Source organism: Burkholderia paludis, assembly GCF_000732615.1.
Taxonomy (GTDB): Bacteria; Pseudomonadota; Gammaproteobacteria; order Burkholderiales; family Burkholderiaceae; genus Burkholderia; species Burkholderia paludis.
The window spans coordinates 28,535-47,041 of the sequence record NZ_JPGL01000066.1; the positions used below are offsets into that span (position 1 = coordinate 28,535).

Here is an 18,507-nt window from a genome sequence, read left to right on the forward strand (position 1 = left end):
GTCCGTCCGCGTCGTCGCGAGTGCCTGTTCGCTTCCGGTGCAGATCACGGAAAATCCGGCGCGCCGCCGGAGATCGGGCCGATCAGCGCGCGGCGCCATGCGACGTCACGCGCGACGCCGCGGCCGTGGCAACCCGGCGTGCGGTCGTGACGCGGTGCCGCCGTCGCGACCGGGGCGATCGCACTCGGCGAGGCGCAACACGATCTGGCACCCGTCGTCCGACAGGCGGGCGCGGGCCTCTGCAAGCGGCGCGGCATCCAGCCGAACGAGGCCGCGATCGATGAGACAGCGAAGGTCGGCGGGGTCGCCCTGCTGGCGTCGCGGCTCGCTCGCGAGCACCATCAGCATCGCGATCTCGTGGGGACTCAGCAACCGATCGCCGCCGGCGTCGACCGGCGGCTTCGGGCGGGGTGCGGCGGACGGCAGGTTCGACGCCCGCTCTTCGGAACGGGCAACGTTCCGGTAATACGGCGTGTCCGTGAACAGGGAAAGCATGATGGCATCCGTATCATGAACGTGAAGACGCAAACGGCACGGAACATGCCGGCTCCGATCGCAACCGGCATGCATGAACAGCCATCTTCGCGCTTGCGGGACAATCCACCTTGACGCAGGTCATCAAGCGCGTGCAGGCGCTCGAAAGTGCCGCCGGTTCGTCTAATGAAAATCCGCGGCGTGTGTCGGTATGTGCACTTGTCTGTGACACGCCCTGTCGATCCGGCCGCATTTGCGCCGGCCGGATCGATGCATCGCCGCCCGGTTCCTGTGGCTATGTCGGGCGAGCCTTGCATGTGCGGCATTTTGTCCATTCAATGCCGGACTCCGAACCATTTTCAGGTCATACGCATGACCGCGCGCCGCCAGCGCGACATGCCGAACGAAACGAGAAACATGCCCCCTCGCCGCTCACTCGAACCGGCAGGCCGCGCGCGGCAGCGCCGAGAGCGTGTCGCTCGACAGTTTCAGAATCCCGTCGAAATTGGCCTGATTGTCCGCCGGACAGAAATCGGCGAGCGTCATGCCGTCCGGACGCGTGTACTCGACGTTGAAGACGGGCTTGTTCAGCGCGATGAAGCTCGCGTATCCGCCGCACTCGTGGAACCTGTTGCATTGCTCGTTGAGCGCCCAGTCGGCCACGGCCGCCATCGCGGCCGCGATGCCCGAGCCATTCTTGAGGCCCATCGACATCCCGCGATCGTGCGCGGCGGCAATCAGCGCCGTGTTGTACCGCAGCTGATCGTCGCGCGTCAGCGGAAAACCCGTCTCCTGACGATAGCTGTCGTCGAGATCCGGCTCGATCCCCTCACAGCCTTTTTTCTTCGCCTGGTCGAGGCGCGCCAGCATCAGGGGCATCAGGATCGTCGTCTGCCGAATATCCAGCCAGCGCTCATGATCCTCGTATCCTTCGACCGGATTGCCGAGCACGCTGTCCGGAAACTTGCCGGCATCGCCGCGGGTGTCCTCGCGTCCGCCGACCTCCATGTAGCACACGACGTAGATGCCCTTCGTCTTCAGACGCTTGATCGTGTCGGCATCGGTCAGCTCCATGTCGACGTCGTACATCTTGCGGGGATTGTTCACGCCGTCCAGCACTTTCTCGTTGATCGTGTTGCCGTCGATCTGCCATTGCCAGCTCGTGCCGGGCACGAGCGGCTTCCACGCCGCGGCCTGCGACGCGCTCTCCGCGGCCTCCGCGACGGAAGTGCCGGACAAGGACGAGCCGGAGTCACCCCCGCATGCCGCAAGCAGCAGCATCAGCACGAATGAACCGAACGATCTTGCAGACATGGCGGGTCCTTTGCCTCTTGGCGGCTTGTCAGGATGCGGGGATGCGAGGGAGTCTCGTGCGGCGGACGGCAGGCAACGCATCCGCCGGCACCGCGGCGATGCGGGAATGCACGAAGCACGTCCGGATGGTAGGCGGGCGCGTCGGATTCGACTGTTCCGTTTTGTCGATTTTTGTTAGCGCGGCGGGCCGCGCTTACCGTTCGCGGATCGAGAAATCGGGCGCCCCTTCATGCGGCAAAAAAACCGGACATCCAGTGCATGAAGGGGCGCAACGGCCGAAGCGTCAGACGCCCGTGGCCGCGCTCGATGGAACGGCGGCCACGGGGCGCGCAAGACGCTGGCCGATCCGCGGCGATCAGGCCGCGTCGCCCGAGGGCGGGAGAACCTGGCCGATATCGATGCGATTCCCGTCGGGGTCCGCCAGCACGAAACACCTGAGCCCGAAGTCGGCATCGCGCAGCGTCTTGATGATCCGGACGTTGCAGGCCACGCAGTGCTCGTAGAGGACGGTTGCATCGTCAACCGTCAGGTGCGCGACGTTATTGACCGACGCCTTGTGGTTCTTGTTCTGCGACAGATGCAGTTCGGCGTGGTCCTTCTTCAGGATCACGAACCCGACCGGATTCCCGTTCTCGAACACCGTGTTGAAACCCAGTACATCGCGGTAGAACGCAAGGCTTCGGCTGATGTCCCGCACTCCGATACCGGGTGCGAGTCGTCCGAAGCTGACGCCATGCGGCGAAGACAAAGCGGTTTCCATATCGACACTCCATCGAATGAGCCAGAGGCAGCCCGCAAGGCGGTGCTTATCGACAGCGTGCGTGGTCTCTCGTCAAGCGGAGCGGTGTCCGCATGGTAGGCGGCGCGCAGCATGGCTGCGGCGCGCTCGAAACGATATCAGAAAGTCGCGGCGAGCCCAAGCATGCCCCGCCGCGATGCCGCGACATCCGGATCCCGACCGGATCGGCAACCGCCGCGAAACCGGCTGCGCCGGTCTTTCACTTCCGTCCGGATGCGCGACGGATACCTTGCGCCCGCCTTCCCGTGTTCAAAGCGGCTGCCGAACGGATGCGAAGCCGGCAACCCGGCCCGTCAGCCGCGTGCCGCGAACGCATCGACGCCCGTCGATGCCGCCGACCACGCCCACAACCGCGCCGCTTCACCGGGATCGATCGCATACGGCCGCACGCCGGCTTCCTCGTCGCCGTGCGCGATCGCCGCGACATCGCAATCCTCGCAGTAGACGCCGCCGAGACCCGCGAGGCGAGCCGACGTTGCCGCCCACACCTGGGTTGCCGCGCCCTGCGCAGGTGTCTTGAACGTGGGATCGATCGGCACGCCGTGCTCGTCCACCCAGCCCTGCGCCATCATCTCCGCGCGTGTCAGGTGCCGCTGCAGCGGCGTCGCGATCTTGCCCGGATGCAGCGAAAAGGCGCGCACGCCGAACGGCGCGCCAAGCGCATCGAGCTGCACCGCGAACAACGCGTTGGCCGTCTTCGATTGGCCGTATGCGAGCCATTTGTCGTAGCCGCGCGCGAACTGGACATCGTCCCAGCGGATCGGCGATAGCCGGTGCCCGAGCGACGACACCGCGACCACGCGCGCGCCGTGGCCATGCGCGAGTACCGGCCACAACCGGTTCACCAGCGCGTAGTGGCCGAGATGGTTGACGGCCATCTGCATCTCCAGGCCGTCGCCGACGCGCGTCTCGGGGCATGCCATGACGCCCGCGCTGTTGATCACGACATGCACGTCGCGCCGCGCGTCGACGATCTGCGCGGCGAACGCGGCCACGCTGGCGAGGTCGGCGAGGTCGAGCGCCGCGCACGTCACGCCGGCGATGCCGCGCGTCGCTTCGCGCGCGGCATCGGGGCTGCGCGCGCCGACGACGACGTGCGCACCGGCCTGCGCCAGCGCCCGTGTCGTTTCCAGGCCGAGGCCCGAATGTCCGCCCGTCACGATCGCGATCTTGCCGCCAAGGTCCAGGCCGGCCAGTACGTCGCCGGCCGTCGATGCGGCGCCGAATCCGGCATGAAGGGGTTGCTGCCTGCTCGTCATGGAACACTCCTCGAACGATGCGCGAAGCGCGCGGCCGCCCGTCGGCCACGTCGCTGCACGAGATCATTCTCCGGCCGCGCCTCCGGACTGTGAATGCAATAGAATCCGCTTTTCTGTCGAGATCGTCCGGGGGTGACGGATGGACCCGCTATCGGAAGTGCTGTCGCTGCTGGAAACGCGCGACTCGTATTTCACCGGCCTGCGTGCCGGCGGCGAGTGGGCCGTGGCCCTTCCCCCGCCGGAAGGGATCAAGTTCAACGCGGTCGTGGAAGGGCATTGCTGGCTGACCGTCGACGGCGCGGGGCCGCCCGTCCGCCTGAGCACGGGCGACTGCTTTCTGCTCGCGTCGCCGCGGGCATTCTCGCTGGCGAGCGACCCGTCGGTCGCGCCGGTGCCCGCCGCCGATGTTTACCGGCATCTCGAACGCGGGATCGCGCACCATGGCGAGCCGACGAATTGCTTCCTGATCGGCGGCCGCTTCTCGTACGAGGAAGGCATGCCGCTGCTGCTCGGCAGCTTGCCGCCGGTGGTGATCGTGAGCGGCGACTCCGGCCAGGCGGCGGTGCTGCGCTGGGCGCTGCAGCAGCTCGCGCATGAGTTCGGCGCGTCGCCGCCGGGCGGGTCGTTGATGGTTCGGTATCTCGGACACATGATGCTGGTGCAGATCCTGCGCCGCTACGTGGACGAAGGCGCGAGCGGCGACGCCGGATGGCTGGCCGGCTTCGCCGATTCGCGGGTGAGCGCGGCGCTCGCCGCGATTCACGCGGCCCCCGCACGGCGCTGGACCGTCGACGAGCTCGCAACCTGCTGTCACGTATCGCGCTCGACGTTCGCGCTGCATTTCAAGCGGCGGCTGGGATTCGGTCCGCTCGAATACGTGCTGCGCTGGCGGATGCAGCTCGCGATGCGCGAACTGCGACGCTCGCATGCCGCGATTTCGACGATCGCACAGACGCTCGGCTACGACTCGGATAGCGCGTTCGGACACGCGTTCAAGCGAATCGTGGGGTGCTCGCCGCGCGCCTACCGTCTCGACATGACGACGCTGCAGGAAGAATAAAGTCGCGGCCTCGGTTGCCGCCGCTTTCGTCGGCGCACCGAGCCTGCTTCGATTGCGCGACGTGGCTGCCGACCGGACGCGGCATTCTCGCTTCTCGCTGCTGCGCAAAGGCCGGTACCGGCCACCCGAACGCCGACCGAGGCGCGACAAGGCCATTTGGAAAATGGCTAGCTCCCGACAGCCCGGGAACTCCGCCGCGCCCTCTTCCGGCGCGGCAAAAACTTCTTGCGCGATCAAACTACGACTCATAGAATCGCAGTTACCGGGCGTGATGACGCGCCGCTTCCAACGCGTGATCCGCCACTGGAACCCGCATCGATACGGGGTTAGTGCCAGGCGGAACTCATGCCGCAACCCAGGAGCAAATCGATGTCGAAACGTATTTTGATTGTGGGAGCCGGGTTTGCCGGCATGTGGAGTGCACTGAGCGCCGCTCGTCTACTCGATGAGCAACGCAACACCGACGTGGAAATCGCGTTGATCGCGCCCGACCCGCATCTGCACGTGCGTCCCCGTCTTTATGAAATCGGTCCGGCCAACATGCGCGCGCCGCTTGCCGAGATCTTCGGCGCGGTTGGCGTCAGGTTCATTCAGGGCACCGTCGAGCGCATTCACGTCGAGCGCGACACAGTCGATGTGCTCGGCGCCGATGGCAGCCAGTCGACGCTCGCTTACGACCGGCTGGTCCTGGCCGCCGGCAGCAAGCTGTTTCGTCCCGAGATTCCGGGCCTGGCCGAATATGCGTTCAGCGTCGATCAGGTTGACGAAGCAACAGCCCTTGAACGGCATATCGAGCGCCTCGCAGCCTTTCCCGACACGCCGGCGCGCAATACCGTCGTCGTCGTGGGCGGCGGCTTCACGGGCATCGAAACCGCCGCCGAGATGCCGGCGCGACTGCGCGCCGTGCTGGGCGACGCCGCCGACGTGAACGTCATCGTCGTCGAGCGAAACGTGGAACTCGGCCCCGATCTCGGGCCGCGACCCCGGCCCGTCATCGAGGATGCGCTCGGCGAACTCGGCGTGACGTGGCGGCTTGGCACGGGGGTAACGTCGATCGACGCCGACGGCTTGATGACTTCCGACGGGAATCGCATCGACGCGAAGACCGTGATCTGGACCGCCGGCGTTCGCGCAAGCGCGCTGACCGGGCAGATTCCGGCCGAGCGCGACGCGTTCGGCCGCCTGCACGTGGATCGCGACTTGCGCGTCAAGGGCGTGCACAACGTATTCGCGACGGGTGACGTCGCCTATGCCGCCACGGACGACGAAGGCAACTACGCGATGATGTCGTGCCAGCACGCGATGAACCTCGGCCGCGCGGCGGGACACAACGTCGCGGCAGACCTGACGGGCGCCGATCTCGTCGCGTACAGTCAGCCGAAATACGTCACGTGCCTGGACCTCGGCCCGTGGGGCGCGGTCTACACGGAAGGCTGGGAGCGCGAAGTCAAGATGACGGGTGCCGAGGCGAAGGCTCTCAAGCACCGCATCAACACCGAGTGGATTTATCCGCCGGCCGCTAACCGAGACGAAGCGCTTGCCGCGGCCGATCCTCGTCGCATCGTCGTGGCCTGAGGCAGGCACCGGGCAGTGAGCGTCCACGCGCGTTATCCGGCGCGTGGACGCTGAAGCATTCAGCCTTCGTGTCGCCGCGAGGCCGCGCGGTCGTTGAGCCAATTCACGACATGATCGCCAAAGCTGGCGGGCGCTTTCGCCATCGTGCGGTCCGCGAGGTCGGCCAGCGTGTGTTTCTCGAGTTCCTCGCGCATACTCTTCTCTGCCGCCTGCATCACCGCGTGAATCGAGCAGACGCCTCGCGTCGCCCATGCCGGCGCCGTTTCGCCGAACACCGCACAACGGGAGCGAATCTCCCGGCAGTCGAAGAGCGGCTTGTCGCCATCGATCGCCTCGACGACGTCGAGGACCGTGATGCGATCGGCCGCGCGCGCCAGCGTGAAGCCGCCTCGCACGCCCTCGGTGGCGGTGACGATGCCCGCCTTGGCGAGCTTGGTGAACAGCTTGGCCAAGTACTCGCCGGAGACGCCCTGAAGTTCCGCCAGATCGCGTACGCTCGCCCCCCTCACCCCGGCGGACGGGTCCGCGAGGTATATGAGGCAATGCAATCCGTACTCCACGCCTGTGCTGATGAAAGACATCGCTTTAACTAAGACCTGAAATGTCGGAGTATAAAGCGTATAAGGATCGGTGGATCGTTGCAAGTCAGCGCGCTTCGAGCCTGACGACCCCGCGCAGATGAGGGCCGGCCGGGATTCGCAACATTTTCGCCAAGGCCGGTCGGCCGGCGGCACCTTCCGCTGAAGGGCCAGATTGCTCAAACGCGAAGGCCGCCATGCGACCGGGGGCGCCTCGCCTGGCGGCGAACAACTCGCATGCGTCGCGGTAAAGCAGCAGATCCAGCGCATGTATGGTCCGCCTCGCGCTGAGGAGAGACGCAGTGGATTACGTGGTGAGCCACTACGGATTGACGATGAGGCGGGCCTGTCGTCTCGTGCAGCAACCGCGCAGCGTTCAGTACTACGGAAGCGTCAAGGACGCTCGCCCAGAGCTGCGCTCACGCATGCGCGAGATCGCCTCCTCCCGCGCCGAAGACAACGGCCTCGACCATTTGCTTGCTCCACAGCCACTCGAGCAGCTGTTGCGCCCTGGCCGCTTCCATCGATCTGCCGAGAACCGCGATCAATTCGAGCGGATGCGTTGCCCGCGTCAGCATGTCGAGGAGCGGAAGCAGCGCCACGCCGTTCCAGAACGCGACGGGTCGGTCAAGACTCGGATGCTGCAAGGCGGGATGCGCGGTGACGCGGTCGCCGGTCGCGCAAGGCACCACGACAATGCCGGTATTGCGGGCGAAGCGGATCGGACTGTCCAAGGGAAACGGAGGCGCGGGTTCGCTGGACTGGGGCTGGTCCGACGGCACGCGCGCCCATTCGTCTTGCAGCGCCTGCGTCATGAGTTCCAGGCGCGCCGCGGTTTCGTCGCCGAGCGAGGACGTCGCAACCGTATCGGACGTCAACGCGGGCGTCGAGCGCAGGCGCCAGAAAGGCGATTCGGCGCACCACGCCTGACGGTAGTACCCGGCGGTCCATGCGAGGTGACGCGCCGCGCTTTCGATCAGGCGCGATTCGTAAAAGCGCTGCGCCAGTTCACGCTCCGACGCATCGCTTGCCCGGCACCACGTGTTGATCGCGATGGCGGCCTGGAGCGAGAAGCGCATCGCCTTCTCGACACCCGAGGACGAGATCGGGTCGAGCGCGAAGGCCGCGTCGCCGAGCCTGATGCGTCCGTCCTGCCAGGACAGCGCATCGACGTAGGGCGTCGATACGCACATGCGCGGCGGATCGCACCAGGGCAAACCTGCCATGTCCTTGAACAACGCGCTTTGCGTGCAGGCGTTGCGCAAAACGGACTCCGGCTCGCGTTCGAGCGCGTCGTCCCGCGCGGCGGGATCGAACGTGAACATGACGCGGTAACGGCCGCCCGGCAGCGCAGCGCCCCACATCCATCCGTCATCGAGCGCATCCACGCGCGTGGCGGCATCGGCATGCGCAGCCGGTGTTTCCATCGCGGCTTCGGCCCATACCGTGGACAGCCGACGCGCGTGCAAGCGCTGCGGCTCGCGCCGGCTCTGCCGGCCCCGGGCATCGAGCAGCACGTGCGCGTCGACGTTCCGCAGCCCGTCGGGCGTAGCGATTTGCACGCGCCAGGCGCCGGGCGCTCCGTCGACTTGCACGAGGTTCGCCGGCCGCAGCACTTCCACGCCGCGCGCCACGGCCAGGCGCAGCAGCGCCGCGTCGAATGCGGCGCGCTCCACGACGGCGCCGTCGTGCGCCACCGTCTCGATCGATTCGCTCGTCCAGCGTACGCGCGTGGGCTTGCCTGCGAGGATGGGAACGGATTCGAGCGCCTCGTCCGCGTCGAGGTAGCCGATGATGTTTCTGACACCCGGCGTCAGCGCTTCCCCGATCTGCGGACGAGGCCATAGCGGGCTTCGCTCGACGAGCAGCACGCGATGCCCGAGATGGTTCAGGCGAAGCGCCGCGCACAGGCCGGCGGGACCGGCGCCGGTCACGAGCATGTCGAACGCGCGATTCACGCCGTTCCCGCACCGCTGGACGACGCGCCGGGCGAACCGGCATACCAGGCCGGCGCATGGCGCGCGAGCCTGCCGTGCGCGCCGATTGCATAGTGCAGCCAGCCGCGGATGTAATCGCAGGCGCTGCGTCCGCGCTCGAGGACCTCGTGATGGCATCCGCCGCCGCAAAGATAGCGCGCCCAACATCCATTGCAGGGCTGTTGCTGGTGCACGTGACGCTCGGCGAGCCAGATCGTCTGGCGCGCCTGATCGACGCCCGTGGAGAGATGCCCCATGACGCCGGCCTCGTCGCCGACGAAGCGGTGACACGCCGCCAGCTCGCCATCGGCGGAGACGCCGAAGTACCCCGCCCCGGCGCCGCACGGATACGGCCGATGCGTGCCGCGCTGGATTTCGCGCAGCGCGTTCTGCATGTTCGAGAACGGGTAGCGCTCCCCGCGCATGACCTTTTGCTCGAACGCGAGCCCGCAGGCGATCATCCCTTGCAGCATGTCTGCCATATCGGCCGGGCCCATTTCCGCGCGGCCGTTCGACGCGCGCAGCAGCGGCGAGAAGCCGACGCTGTGGAACCCCATGTCGACGAAAGTATCGAGCGTACTCGGCAAATCGAGATTGAACGGCGTGACGGTCACGCGCGCCGAGACCTGCATGCGCCGCTGGCGCGCAAGCAACGGCGTGACCCGCTCGACGATGTGATCGAACGAACCCATGCCGCCCTTGAACGGACGCAAGCGGTCATGCACGGGCGCGGGGCCGTCGAGGCTGACGGTGACCGCGAAGCCGTGCTCTTCGAAGAACGCGCCGTCGTCTTCCTGCAGCAGGCTACCGTTCGTCGTCACGGAAAACTGGCATCGGATTCCGCGGGCATCGGCGCGCTCCCGCGCGTGGACGGTCGCCGCGCGCAGCACCGCGCGATTGGCGAGCGGCTCACCGCCCATGAACGCAAGATTGATCTTGCCGCCCTCGCTCGCCTGCTCGATCAGCAGGTCGACTGCCGCCAGCGCGGTTTCGAGCGGCATGTTCTTCGCCTTGCCGCCAAATTCCCCTTGCTGCGCGTAGCAATAAGTGCAGCCGAGATTGCATTTCTGCGCGACGGCAAGCGACAGCGCGTGCACCGGCATCTCGGTCAAAGGCTCGTCGCCGATCGCCGGGCGCATGTCGAGCCCGCGGCTCGCGACCAGCGAGTCGACGGCCTGCGCATCCCCGTCCTCGAGCGCCGCCTGAAACGCGTCATGCAGATCGTGCGGCACATGAAACAGGCGGCTTCCGTTCACGAGCAACAGTTGCGCGCCCTCCGCATCCTCGACCATGTGGATTCCGGGATGCCGCGGGCGCGACGCCTCGACGATGTGCGCCGCCATCGCCGAGGCCAGCGGCGCGAGCGGCTCGACAGCGCGGTCAGGTTTCATCGGCATCCTTGCCGCGGATCACGAACTGCAGATCCTCCTGCCAGGACCGGAACAGATCGTCGTATGACCACAACCGTGTGTCGACGCGATTGTCCGGCACGTAGGTGCCCGTGCGGCGCTTGGAGAACCACATGTCGCCGCGCGCCAGCCCGTCGTCGCCCGGCTCGACATTGACGAAGTCGGGTCGCGACGCGGCCCAGTAGTAGCACGCGCATTCGCGATAGTCGTTCTGCCAGGGCGCGCAGAGGCCTTGCGTCAGCTCGCCCGGCTTCAGCATCTCGAGGTTGAAGCTGGCGGTGTCGCCCTCGAAAAAGCGCCGCAGCGTGAGCGTCACCTTCAGCGTCTCGGTTTTGCCGTGGTCGTAGTACACCTCTTCCAGCGCGTTCTCGTGAGCCGTGAATTCACATTCGACCGGCTTGCCCTGCAAATGCACGATGCGGGCGATGGAGTTCGACCACTCCATGAACGACACCGCATTGGGGTTGGGCACGCTCGCCAGCGTGACAGGATCCCCGCCTGGCAGCACCGGCCCTTTCGTGAGGACCATCGTGCCGACCTTGTGGCCGTCGAAGCTCAGCAGGCGGCGCGACTTGAGATGCTCGTAGCCCGGCTCCGCATCGATGACGTAGTTGTTGTTCTCGACGAGGGTGATGCCGACGAATGCGCGCCGCCAGAAATTGCGGAAATCGAACTCAAGGCCCGGGAAGCAATTCGAAATCGCCGTGCGCGGCAGCACCGAGACCGGGTTGCCCACGCCGCGATGGTGAATCTGCGCGGTCAGGTTGGACGCGCGGATCTCGCCGTTGCCGGGTTGCTCGCGGTCTTTCGGAACGTTCGGATCGTTAGCCGACATGCTTGTCTCCCTTCGGATCAGGTTGTCCGAACATCGCGTCTCGCGCCGCCTTGATCACCAGGTTGATGTGGCGGCGCGTGAGCGTCAGGCTGCGGCCATCCGCCCCGCGCATCAGGGCCGGCATCTTGCGCAAGCCCTCGGCGGTCAGGTCGCCGATGTCCTCGGGCTGGCGCATCAGCTTGGCGAACCACGGCGCGCCACCCGCCGCCAGCGTGCTGAACACGCGCTCGTGCAGCGCACGCAGCGCGAGATTGTCGACGATCGATTCGGCGGCGATCGGCTCGTAATAGCGCTCGAAGTCGGCCGTGTTCTGCCGCACCATCGTGCTCGCGACGTTGAGCCTGCCGTTGACCGGGTTGCCGTTCATGACGGCGGTGTTCATGAGGCGGATCGTTTCGAGCGCGCGCAGGACGATCTCCGTGGCTTCGTCGATCGATACGCCCTCTTCCGGGACGCGGATGCCGTGGAGGATCTGCTCCATCTCGTCGGACACCACGCGCACCGGCATGGTGTCGGGCGCATAGGCCGGCGGCCCGGCGCCGATATAGCCGTGCGCGCGCAGCGTGGAGCCGTCCTTCCTCGTCAGCACGACCTGCACGTGGCCGTCGCATTCGTCGTCGAGATAGCCCCAGCTGACCTGATTGCCGTCCTTGTCGGCGTATCCGGCAAAAATCTGCGCGGGGTTGGTCGGCGCGGGATGCTCCTTCGTGGGGCCGTCCGCCTCCCTGAAGCCGAGCCACTTGCCGGGCTTCTCCGCGTAGAGCAGCAGATCGTCGCGATCGATGACGGGATCGGGCTTCAGTTCGTCTTCGCGTTCCTTGTCCGAGGTGCGGCGCACCAGCCGCGTGCCGTACACGATGCCCGCGGCAGGGGTGTAGCGCAGGCGGATCTCGGGGAACTGCGCCGTCGGCTTGACGAACTGGACCTGGCCGAGCGGAAGATGCCGTCCCTCGCGAAAGTGCTCGCAATGGCCTTGCATCGCGTGCCGCTTGTGATCCTTGAGGCCGGTCAGGTTCGCGTAGATCTTGTCGTTCGCATCGTTGGTGCGGCGGTAGATCTTGATGTTGCCCAGATGGATATCCCAGTGCAGGGCGTCGAGATCGAGTTGTTCCTTCGCGAGCAATTGCAGCGTGAGCGGCTGCAGCGTATGGGGCGCCTCGCTCGTGCGCGCAAACACTTCGAGAAACGGCGCGACAGGCCGCACTTTCCTGTTCTCGTCCTTGAAGCGAATCGTGTCGGGCACATAGGCCTTCACGATCTCGCCGCTTTCGGGATCCACCTCCAGCGTGGTCTGCGGCACGATGCGTCGAAAGTCGAGCGGTTTGTCGGGATCGACGACGAGGTCGAACGCTTCCAGCGGCGTGGCCGCGGCGCCCAGCCTGCCGACCGCGACGGGCGGCAGAATCCGGAGTTCCAGTATCGGCATGTGCGGCTCCTAGAGTAACGCCGGGTCGACGCCGCCGGACAGGATGCGCCGGGCGACAGCCGCCAGGCTCTTGTCGGCTTCGCGCAGACTGAGCAAATACGGATGGCGCGCGGCATCGGTCCTGGCCAGCAAATCCACCACGAGGTTCTCCGAGGCCGCGAGCAGATCGAGGTGCCCGCGCCAGCGGTTTGCCTCGCCGAACGGACTGTCGAGCGTATAGGGCATCTGGAACGGCGGCCCCGCGAGCGGCGCGTCCGCCGCAGTCGACACGCGCGACTGCATCAGGATCTCCGAGAGCGCACGCAGGTTGTACATCTCGCCGAACGCCGCATTGACGATCGTGCCGCGCGGCGTGAACTGCCCGGCCGCATTGAGCCCGCCGTAGAGCGTGAAGCTGTGGATCAGATACTGCAGCAGCATGCGGTAGCGCAGGTTGAACAGCGACGCCCACCGCTTTGTCACCGTCTCGGTGATGGGCGTCGCGGGTGCGCCGTTCAGTGCCCGCACGAGCTCGGGATCGAGCGCCACGTAGGGATTGACCGCAACGGGCCGCGAGGGCCGCCAGGTGTCGTCCACCTTCGCCGCGTGCAGCTCGGCCGCCGCTGCCGGATAGGCTTCCGTCCAGACTTCTTCGAGAAAACCGTCGGGGCGTGCGGCAAGCCAGATGTCGGCGCCGCACAGCTCGCCTTCGAGGACGGCAAGCATCTCGACATAGATCCGCAAAAAGCGCGCGAAATGCGAGGGCTCCTTGCCGTGGGGCGCCTCCCCTTGCTCGGAGATTTTTTCCAGCGCGTTCACCGCGTCGTCGCGCGAGGTGGCGGGCATCACGAGCACGTCCGGCGTGCCGCCTAGCGAGCGACCGCCGCCGCTGCCCCGGTGGCCGCCCTTGTACCCGCGTCCCCATTCGGCGAAATCCGCCTGGCAGCGGTAGGTGTCGGCCTGGAAGACATCGTCCGGCAGATGGTCCCTGACGAGCGGAATCAGCGTATGAAACAGCTCGGCGACCTTATGAGGCCTGGACACCTGATTTCCGACGCGTCGGCGGATATCCTCGCCCAGCTCGCCGCCGTCCCAATCGAGCGGCGCCTCCGTATAGACGTATTTCGCGAGCGAATCCAGCGTCAGCGGTTCGAGCATGAAAGGGAACGGATAGAACGGCGTATCCCACGGGTAATCGTCACGCTCGAAATGCAAGGGCGAGCCGATCAGACGCAGCACGTTCTGCACCGTGATCAGGTGGCCCATCTCCTCCTTGGCAATGCCGAGGATGGTTTCCTGCCAGTTGCGGACCGTGTCGCGAAACGCCTCCGGCACCTGCGGCCCGCCCAGCGAATAGCCCGCGTACAGGTACTGCACCATCAGGCAATGCTCGATTTCCGCGTCGATGGACAGCAGATAGGTGACGTAGTCACGCGTCGAGAGCTCATGCTTGATGAAGTCTTCGTCGACCGGCTCGCCAAGCGCAAGCCGCTCCTGGGATGAACCGCCGGGCGCGAGATGCCGCCACAATCTGAGAGATTGCATTGCCGCTCCTTATTATTACCTGCGTCTGAAAAAGAGGGTCGTGCAGCACTACAGGGAATGGCCGGTACTCCGGTATCGACGCGCGCCCAACGTCTTTCGACTGGCCGCGCGGTCGTTCGAGCGGGCGCGTCACCGCCCCTCCCGCTCGTCCTTCCCGGCTCCGGCACTCCGCAGCGATCCGCGGCGCGTTTGACTGCGACCGCATGCGCCGAACCATCAGGTTGGCTGGCAGATGAACGGGTATTCAGAATCGTCGATCAACGGCTCGATGTCGAAGAAGTCGTTGAGCACCGATTCCGCCGTGCAATAGGCGCCTTCCACCCAGGCCTGATCGTTCGAGTAGCATTCCCCGACGATAAAGACGGGGGCATCCTTGCCGTCGATCAGCTGCGACGGCTTGCGTATTTTTTGCTGGACGTCGGCAATGTCGTAGTGCGCAGCCCACGCATGGTAGCCAGCGCGGAACGGCGGCAGCGACCAGTCGACATAGGCCGCCTCGAGCGGCTCGGGCACGTCCGCAAAGTCCGAGTTCGGCCCGAAGTGCAATTCCGCCAGCTGCTTGCGCAGCATCTTGACCATTCTGCCGGGCACCTTGCGCGGCCCGATCAGGGGCTGGATATCGTCGGCGATCGGCACATGCCGCTCTTCCTTCGGCCCGAGCTCCAGCTCGCGCCAGAACGTAGTGAAGGCTTCGTCGTCGTAGGAAGCCAGCAGGCCGTACACCGGCTTTGCATTCTTGTCGGCGGCGTTGTTGCCGAAGTAGACCACCATGCGGATCGGCGTGTCGGTCACGCTCGGCCCCATGGTGTTGCGCTTGGCGACGGCGAGCAGCAGCGTTTCCTGTTTGACGGTCATCCGCTCGTCGGCAGCTTGTTCCACAGCCTTGACCAGCGCGTCGGCGCTCGCGAACTGGACATTCAGGATCGCGTCCGAACCGGACATCGCCTGCACGAACACCGGCGGGAAATCCTGCTCCTTGAGCGACGCGATCACGGCATCCGTTACTTCATAGCCATCGATCTTCGGCGGATAGGGCGTAGCCGGGTCCGACCACCATTCATTCTCGAAGAACATGCCGACCTTGTAGGACGGTTGCATGATGGACGACTCGAGATAGAGCCTGACCTTCCGGTCGTTCAGGACGTCCAGTCCGCCCCGGTCGTCATAGCGGGAGCCCTGCGCGACCTGTTCGAGTGCCGCGCGCGGCATGGCCAGCCAGGCGGCCGCCGTGGTCCGACGGGCCGCCTCTCGGTAAGGATCGTCCCGCGTCGCGATCGTGTAATGGACGACGCCGTTCTCGACGTGGATCGAGCGCAGCCGCTGGTTCGGGTAATACTGAAGCGTGACGCCGCGCTGCTTCGCCAACTGCTCGATGGCCGCGAACAATGCGTGGAACATGCCCGAGTAGCCGGTCGTCAGCGTCATGTACTGATTGCCCGGCGTGAATTCGTTGTTCGACTCGAAGGCGACCGCGGCATTCCAGTTGATCACGTTGGACGAGTATCCGTTGCCGTCCGCGGCGTACTGATAGCCTTCCGAGCCGAGCTGGTCGTACATCAGGTTCCAGTAGCCGATGTCCTTGAGCAAATCGCCTTTCTGGAAGATGGAGCTCGACGGCAGTTCGGCCGTGATGCGGCCATGCTGATAGAACTCGTCCCACTGCTTGCGCGTGCTCGGACCAGTGGTGCTCGTCACCGACAACGCTTCGACGACGGCGAAGCCCTGATCGGGCGTGGTCGCGGCGCCAAAGTTGTTGGCCGCGTACGGCGCCGGCGTGCGCGAGGAAATATCGCTTTGATAGAGATTCCTGGCGCGCAGGTAGTAAAGGGGATCGCTCGATTCGTTGAAAGGCACCGCATAGCGGTCGAGCCCGAGCTTGGCGATCACCGTCGTGACCAGCCGGTGGCCCGGCGCTTTACCGTCGTTCTTGCCGTTCCATTGCGAATAGCGCATGCCGCCCAGCTCGAGGTACGAATGGTCGGGATTGTTCTGGTAGTGCCAGGTGCAGACCCGGGCGCCGGGCGCACGGGTGCCCTGAAATTCCTTCGAGAAATCGTACTTGCCCCAGTCGAAGAGTTCCAGGACGTCACCCTGCTGCAACTGCCGATGCGGATCGCCCCCCGCTCGCGTCTGGCCGTTCAACAGTCGCCAGGCCGTGTACAGACCGGCGGCACCGCATCCGAAGATCGAATAGGTCTTGCTTGCCATGGTGTCCTGCTCCCGTAGATGCCCGGCCCGTGCTCAGGCCAGCTTGTTGAAATAGCGGCTACCGGTGGAGAAGTGCGAGATGTCGAATGGGGTATGACCGTCGAGGGTCAACTGGCAAAGAATTTCGCCGAGCAGCGGAACGAACTTTCCGGCCCAGCCGGTTGCATAGATGACGATGTCGCGGTGGTTCGGCACATAGTCGGGCGCGAAGTCGATCAGCAATTCCTTGTTCGCGATCTTGCTGAGGGCAACGAGGCAGGTGGACGTGAAGCGCGGAACCGGTTCGAGACCCTCCATATGCTCGCCGACCCACTCGGCCGTGAACGCGAGCTCCTGGGGATTCGGAATGGGCGTGCGCTGATCGGGCGACGTCAGCGGCGCGAGGACGAAATCGGACGCGACACGGATATAGCCCGGGTAATTCCAGGTCACCTCCGGGAAGCCGTAGAACTGATTGCCGTTGTCGCCCTCCGGGTTCTGGAAAACGAACCAGGTGGGGTACTGGATATCCGGCCGGGTCTTGCGGTAATAGGCCGAGGCCATGTTCCAGTAGGTCGCCGCGATACGGAACCCCAGCAGCTTGAACACGTCGTCGGCATAGGGGCCCGGCGTCAACACCAGCTTTTCGGCACTGAAGGTCCCAAGCGGAGTCCTCACCTCGAAGACGCCCTGCCGACGCTCGATGCCGATGACCGGTGCTTCCTGCAACAGCTGCACGAAGGGGGAGCGCCGATTCCAGTCGAGCAGCGTCCGCTGCGTGGCCGCGAGATCGATGCTGGCGCCCTGGGCCTGAAATAGTCCCGTATACGTCGACGGCAGATTGCGAAAGTGAAAACGCCGCTCCAATTCGCGCGCGTCCAGCGTTTCATAGGCAACCCCTTCGGCCTTCAGCGCTTGCTCGGCGGCGGGGATATTGCCCTCTGTCGACTTGACCGACGGATCGCCGAACCACAAGGTGCCGACCGTGTCCATGAGCGGCTGCGGCGTCAAGCCTTGCAACTCGTCCCAATAGGGGATCGACTGCTTGACCAGCTTGACCATGTAGGCGTCGGGATAGGGAATGCGGAACTGGCGCGACACGCCGGCCGAGCTGCCAAGCTGGTTCACGAAGGTGAACTGCTCGAGCACCAGCGTCCTGGCCTTGCGCTTGCCGAGATGGTAGGCGGTCGACAGGCCCATGGGCCCTCCACCGACAACGACGACGTCATAGCGATGCGTTGTATCGTGCATGTGGGGCTCCACGGAATCCGGAAGCACATCTATTTTTCAGCGATCCGCGAAATCACGGTCCTGATTAATGCAGCAATGGTCGAGTCGCCAATCCCGGCTTTAAAAATGCTTTCAAAAGCGGGATTGATTACGCCAATTTCAAGCCTGGCGATGCATCGTCATCCGTATCACGCTTGGCCAGTTGCCGTGGCCAAATTACATGCCGAGCGACCATATATGAGCAAGCTGGCAATCCTGACAGGAGGTTGAGATTTCAATCCAGGTTCGTCGCGATGAATCAGGGTTTACTCAAATGTTCTTTTTGCCGAGGTAGAGGCGGTACATGACCTCGCGGAGCGGATCGATAAGGGTGGCCGCAATCGCCCGGGCCGTAGACATCGAGCCCGGATTCGATCAGGCCGGTCGCGCAGCTTCCAAAGCGATTTCATCCCGGGTAGCCTCGATCCATTCGCTCTTGCGCACAATCTGCACTGCAGTAGCCGACGCGCCACGATCCTTGACTCGCATGCAGAGCGCTAGCACTTCACCAGCGCTGAATTCGCAAAGCAGCCTTCCCTTGCAAACGCAAAAATCTCGCATCAGCCGACTCGGTTACGGGAGAAGGTGATACGGCGATTCAAATCGGCGCGCCAGCTGCAACGATTTGCCTCGGTCCACGGACAGGTTTCGAATCTGTTCATGGGGTGCCGCTATAATCGCGGCGCGCAATGCAAACGCGAGGCGCACGCCCAAGCCTTCGCGTCCTGGGAAAGGGCTTCATGCACCCGGATGCCGGCGTGAGCTGATCGGCACCCGCTTCAGTCGTCCTTGCTTGTCCGGCCACCGAACAACCTGACAGTA

The 18,507-nt window shown here is 65.3% G+C and carries 15 protein-coding genes and 1 pseudogene; 4 read left to right on the forward strand and 12 right to left on the reverse strand.

Annotation, left to right across the window (positions count from 1 at the left end; genetic code table 11):
* Positions 1–105: 105 nt before the first annotated feature.
* From GQ56_RS45940 to GQ56_RS0131505, 4 genes are all read right to left on the reverse strand, one after another.
* Positions 106–495: a hypothetical protein gene (locus GQ56_RS45940; protein ID WP_152601914.1), complete on the reverse strand. Its 390-nt coding sequence runs from the start codon at positions 493–495 to the stop codon at positions 106–108.
* 411 nt (positions 496–906) lie between these two features.
* Positions 907–1,788, reverse strand: coding sequence for an endo alpha-1,4 polygalactosaminidase (locus tag GQ56_RS0131495; RefSeq protein ID WP_161788591.1), 882 nt, complete (start codon positions 1,786–1,788; stop codon positions 907–909).
* A 355-nt stretch (positions 1,789–2,143) separates the two neighbouring features.
* Positions 2,144–2,548 carry a VOC family protein gene (locus GQ56_RS0131500; protein ID WP_031402441.1) on the reverse strand — a complete coding sequence of 135 codons (405 nt, stop codon included), beginning with the start codon at positions 2,546–2,548 and terminating at the stop codon, positions 2,144–2,146.
* A 332-nt stretch (positions 2,549–2,880) separates the two neighbouring features.
* Positions 2,881–3,846, reverse strand: a complete 966-nt coding sequence (locus tag GQ56_RS0131505) for an SDR family NAD(P)-dependent oxidoreductase (protein WP_031402442.1) — start codon at positions 3,844–3,846, stop codon at positions 2,881–2,883.
* 139 nt (positions 3,847–3,985) lie between these two features.
* Here GQ56_RS0131505 and GQ56_RS0131510 point away from each other — a divergent pair, with 139 nt between their 5' ends.
* Together GQ56_RS0131510 and GQ56_RS0131515 are read left to right on the forward strand one after the other, a co-directional pair.
* Positions 3,986–4,906: an AraC family transcriptional regulator gene (locus GQ56_RS0131510; RefSeq protein ID WP_031402443.1), complete on the forward strand. Its 921-nt coding sequence runs from the start codon at positions 3,986–3,988 to the stop codon at positions 4,904–4,906.
* Positions 4,907–5,275: 369 nt separating this feature from the next.
* Positions 5,276–6,481, forward strand: a complete 1,206-nt coding sequence (locus GQ56_RS0131515; protein ID WP_031402444.1) for an NAD(P)/FAD-dependent oxidoreductase — start codon at positions 5,276–5,278, stop codon at positions 6,479–6,481.
* A gap of 59 nt (positions 6,482–6,540) precedes the next feature.
* Here the strand turns inward: GQ56_RS0131515 and GQ56_RS0131520 are convergent, their stop codons facing one another.
* The 8 genes from GQ56_RS0131520 to GQ56_RS0131555 form a co-directional block, all read right to left on the reverse strand.
* The gene (locus tag GQ56_RS0131520; protein ID WP_031402445.1) at positions 6,541–7,062 is read right to left on the reverse strand and encodes an RrF2 family transcriptional regulator; all 522 of its coding nucleotides are present in this window, start codon (positions 7,060–7,062) and stop codon (positions 6,541–6,543) included.
* Positions 7,063–7,478: 416 nt separating this feature from the next.
* Positions 7,479–8,999, reverse strand: coding sequence for a flavin-dependent monooxygenase QhpG (gene qhpG / locus GQ56_RS0131525; protein ID WP_235212799.1), 1,521 nt, complete (start codon positions 8,997–8,999; stop codon positions 7,479–7,481).
* 14 nt (positions 9,000–9,013) lie between these two features.
* On the reverse strand, positions 9,014–10,426 hold the full coding sequence (locus tag GQ56_RS0131530) for a radical SAM/SPASM domain-containing protein (RefSeq protein WP_031402447.1): 1,413 nt from the start codon (positions 10,424–10,426) through the stop codon (positions 9,014–9,016).
* Positions 10,416–11,279: a hypothetical protein gene (locus tag GQ56_RS0131535; protein WP_034198383.1), complete on the reverse strand. Its 864-nt coding sequence runs from the start codon at positions 11,277–11,279 to the stop codon at positions 10,416–10,418. The genes GQ56_RS0131530 and GQ56_RS0131535 overlap by 11 nt, the downstream gene beginning before the upstream one ends.
* Positions 11,269–12,705, reverse strand: coding sequence for a hypothetical protein (locus tag GQ56_RS0131540; RefSeq protein WP_031402449.1), 1,437 nt, complete (start codon positions 12,703–12,705; stop codon positions 11,269–11,271). Before GQ56_RS0131540 ends, GQ56_RS0131535 begins: the two co-directional genes overlap by 11 nt.
* Positions 12,706–12,714: 9 nt before the next feature.
* Positions 12,715–14,229 carry a ferritin-like domain-containing protein gene (locus tag GQ56_RS0131545; RefSeq protein ID WP_031402450.1) on the reverse strand — a complete coding sequence of 505 codons (1,515 nt, stop codon included), beginning with the start codon at positions 14,227–14,229 and terminating at the stop codon, positions 12,715–12,717.
* 216 nt (positions 14,230–14,445) lie between these two features.
* On the reverse strand, positions 14,446–16,437 hold the full coding sequence (locus tag GQ56_RS0131550; protein ID WP_031402451.1) for a flavin monoamine oxidase family protein: 1,992 nt from the start codon (positions 16,435–16,437) through the stop codon (positions 14,446–14,448).
* Between the two features lie 33 nt (positions 16,438–16,470).
* Positions 16,471–17,667: an FAD-dependent oxidoreductase gene (locus GQ56_RS0131555; protein WP_031402452.1), complete on the reverse strand. Its 1,197-nt coding sequence runs from the start codon at positions 17,665–17,667 to the stop codon at positions 16,471–16,473.
* Here GQ56_RS0131555 and GQ56_RS44930 point away from each other — a divergent pair.
* Both GQ56_RS44930 and GQ56_RS47395 read left to right on the forward strand, forming a co-directional pair.
* Entirely contained in the window at positions 17,650–17,916 is a 267-nt protein-coding gene (locus tag GQ56_RS44930) for a hypothetical protein (RefSeq protein WP_152601916.1), read from the forward strand. The two genes, GQ56_RS0131555 and GQ56_RS44930, sit on opposite strands and share 18 nt — an antisense overlap.
* A 306-nt stretch (positions 17,917–18,222) precedes the next feature.
* Positions 18,223–18,447 (forward strand): annotated as a pseudogene (locus GQ56_RS47395) (IS6 family transposase); the annotation flags it as partial.
* Positions 18,448–18,507: the final 60 nt, after the last annotated feature.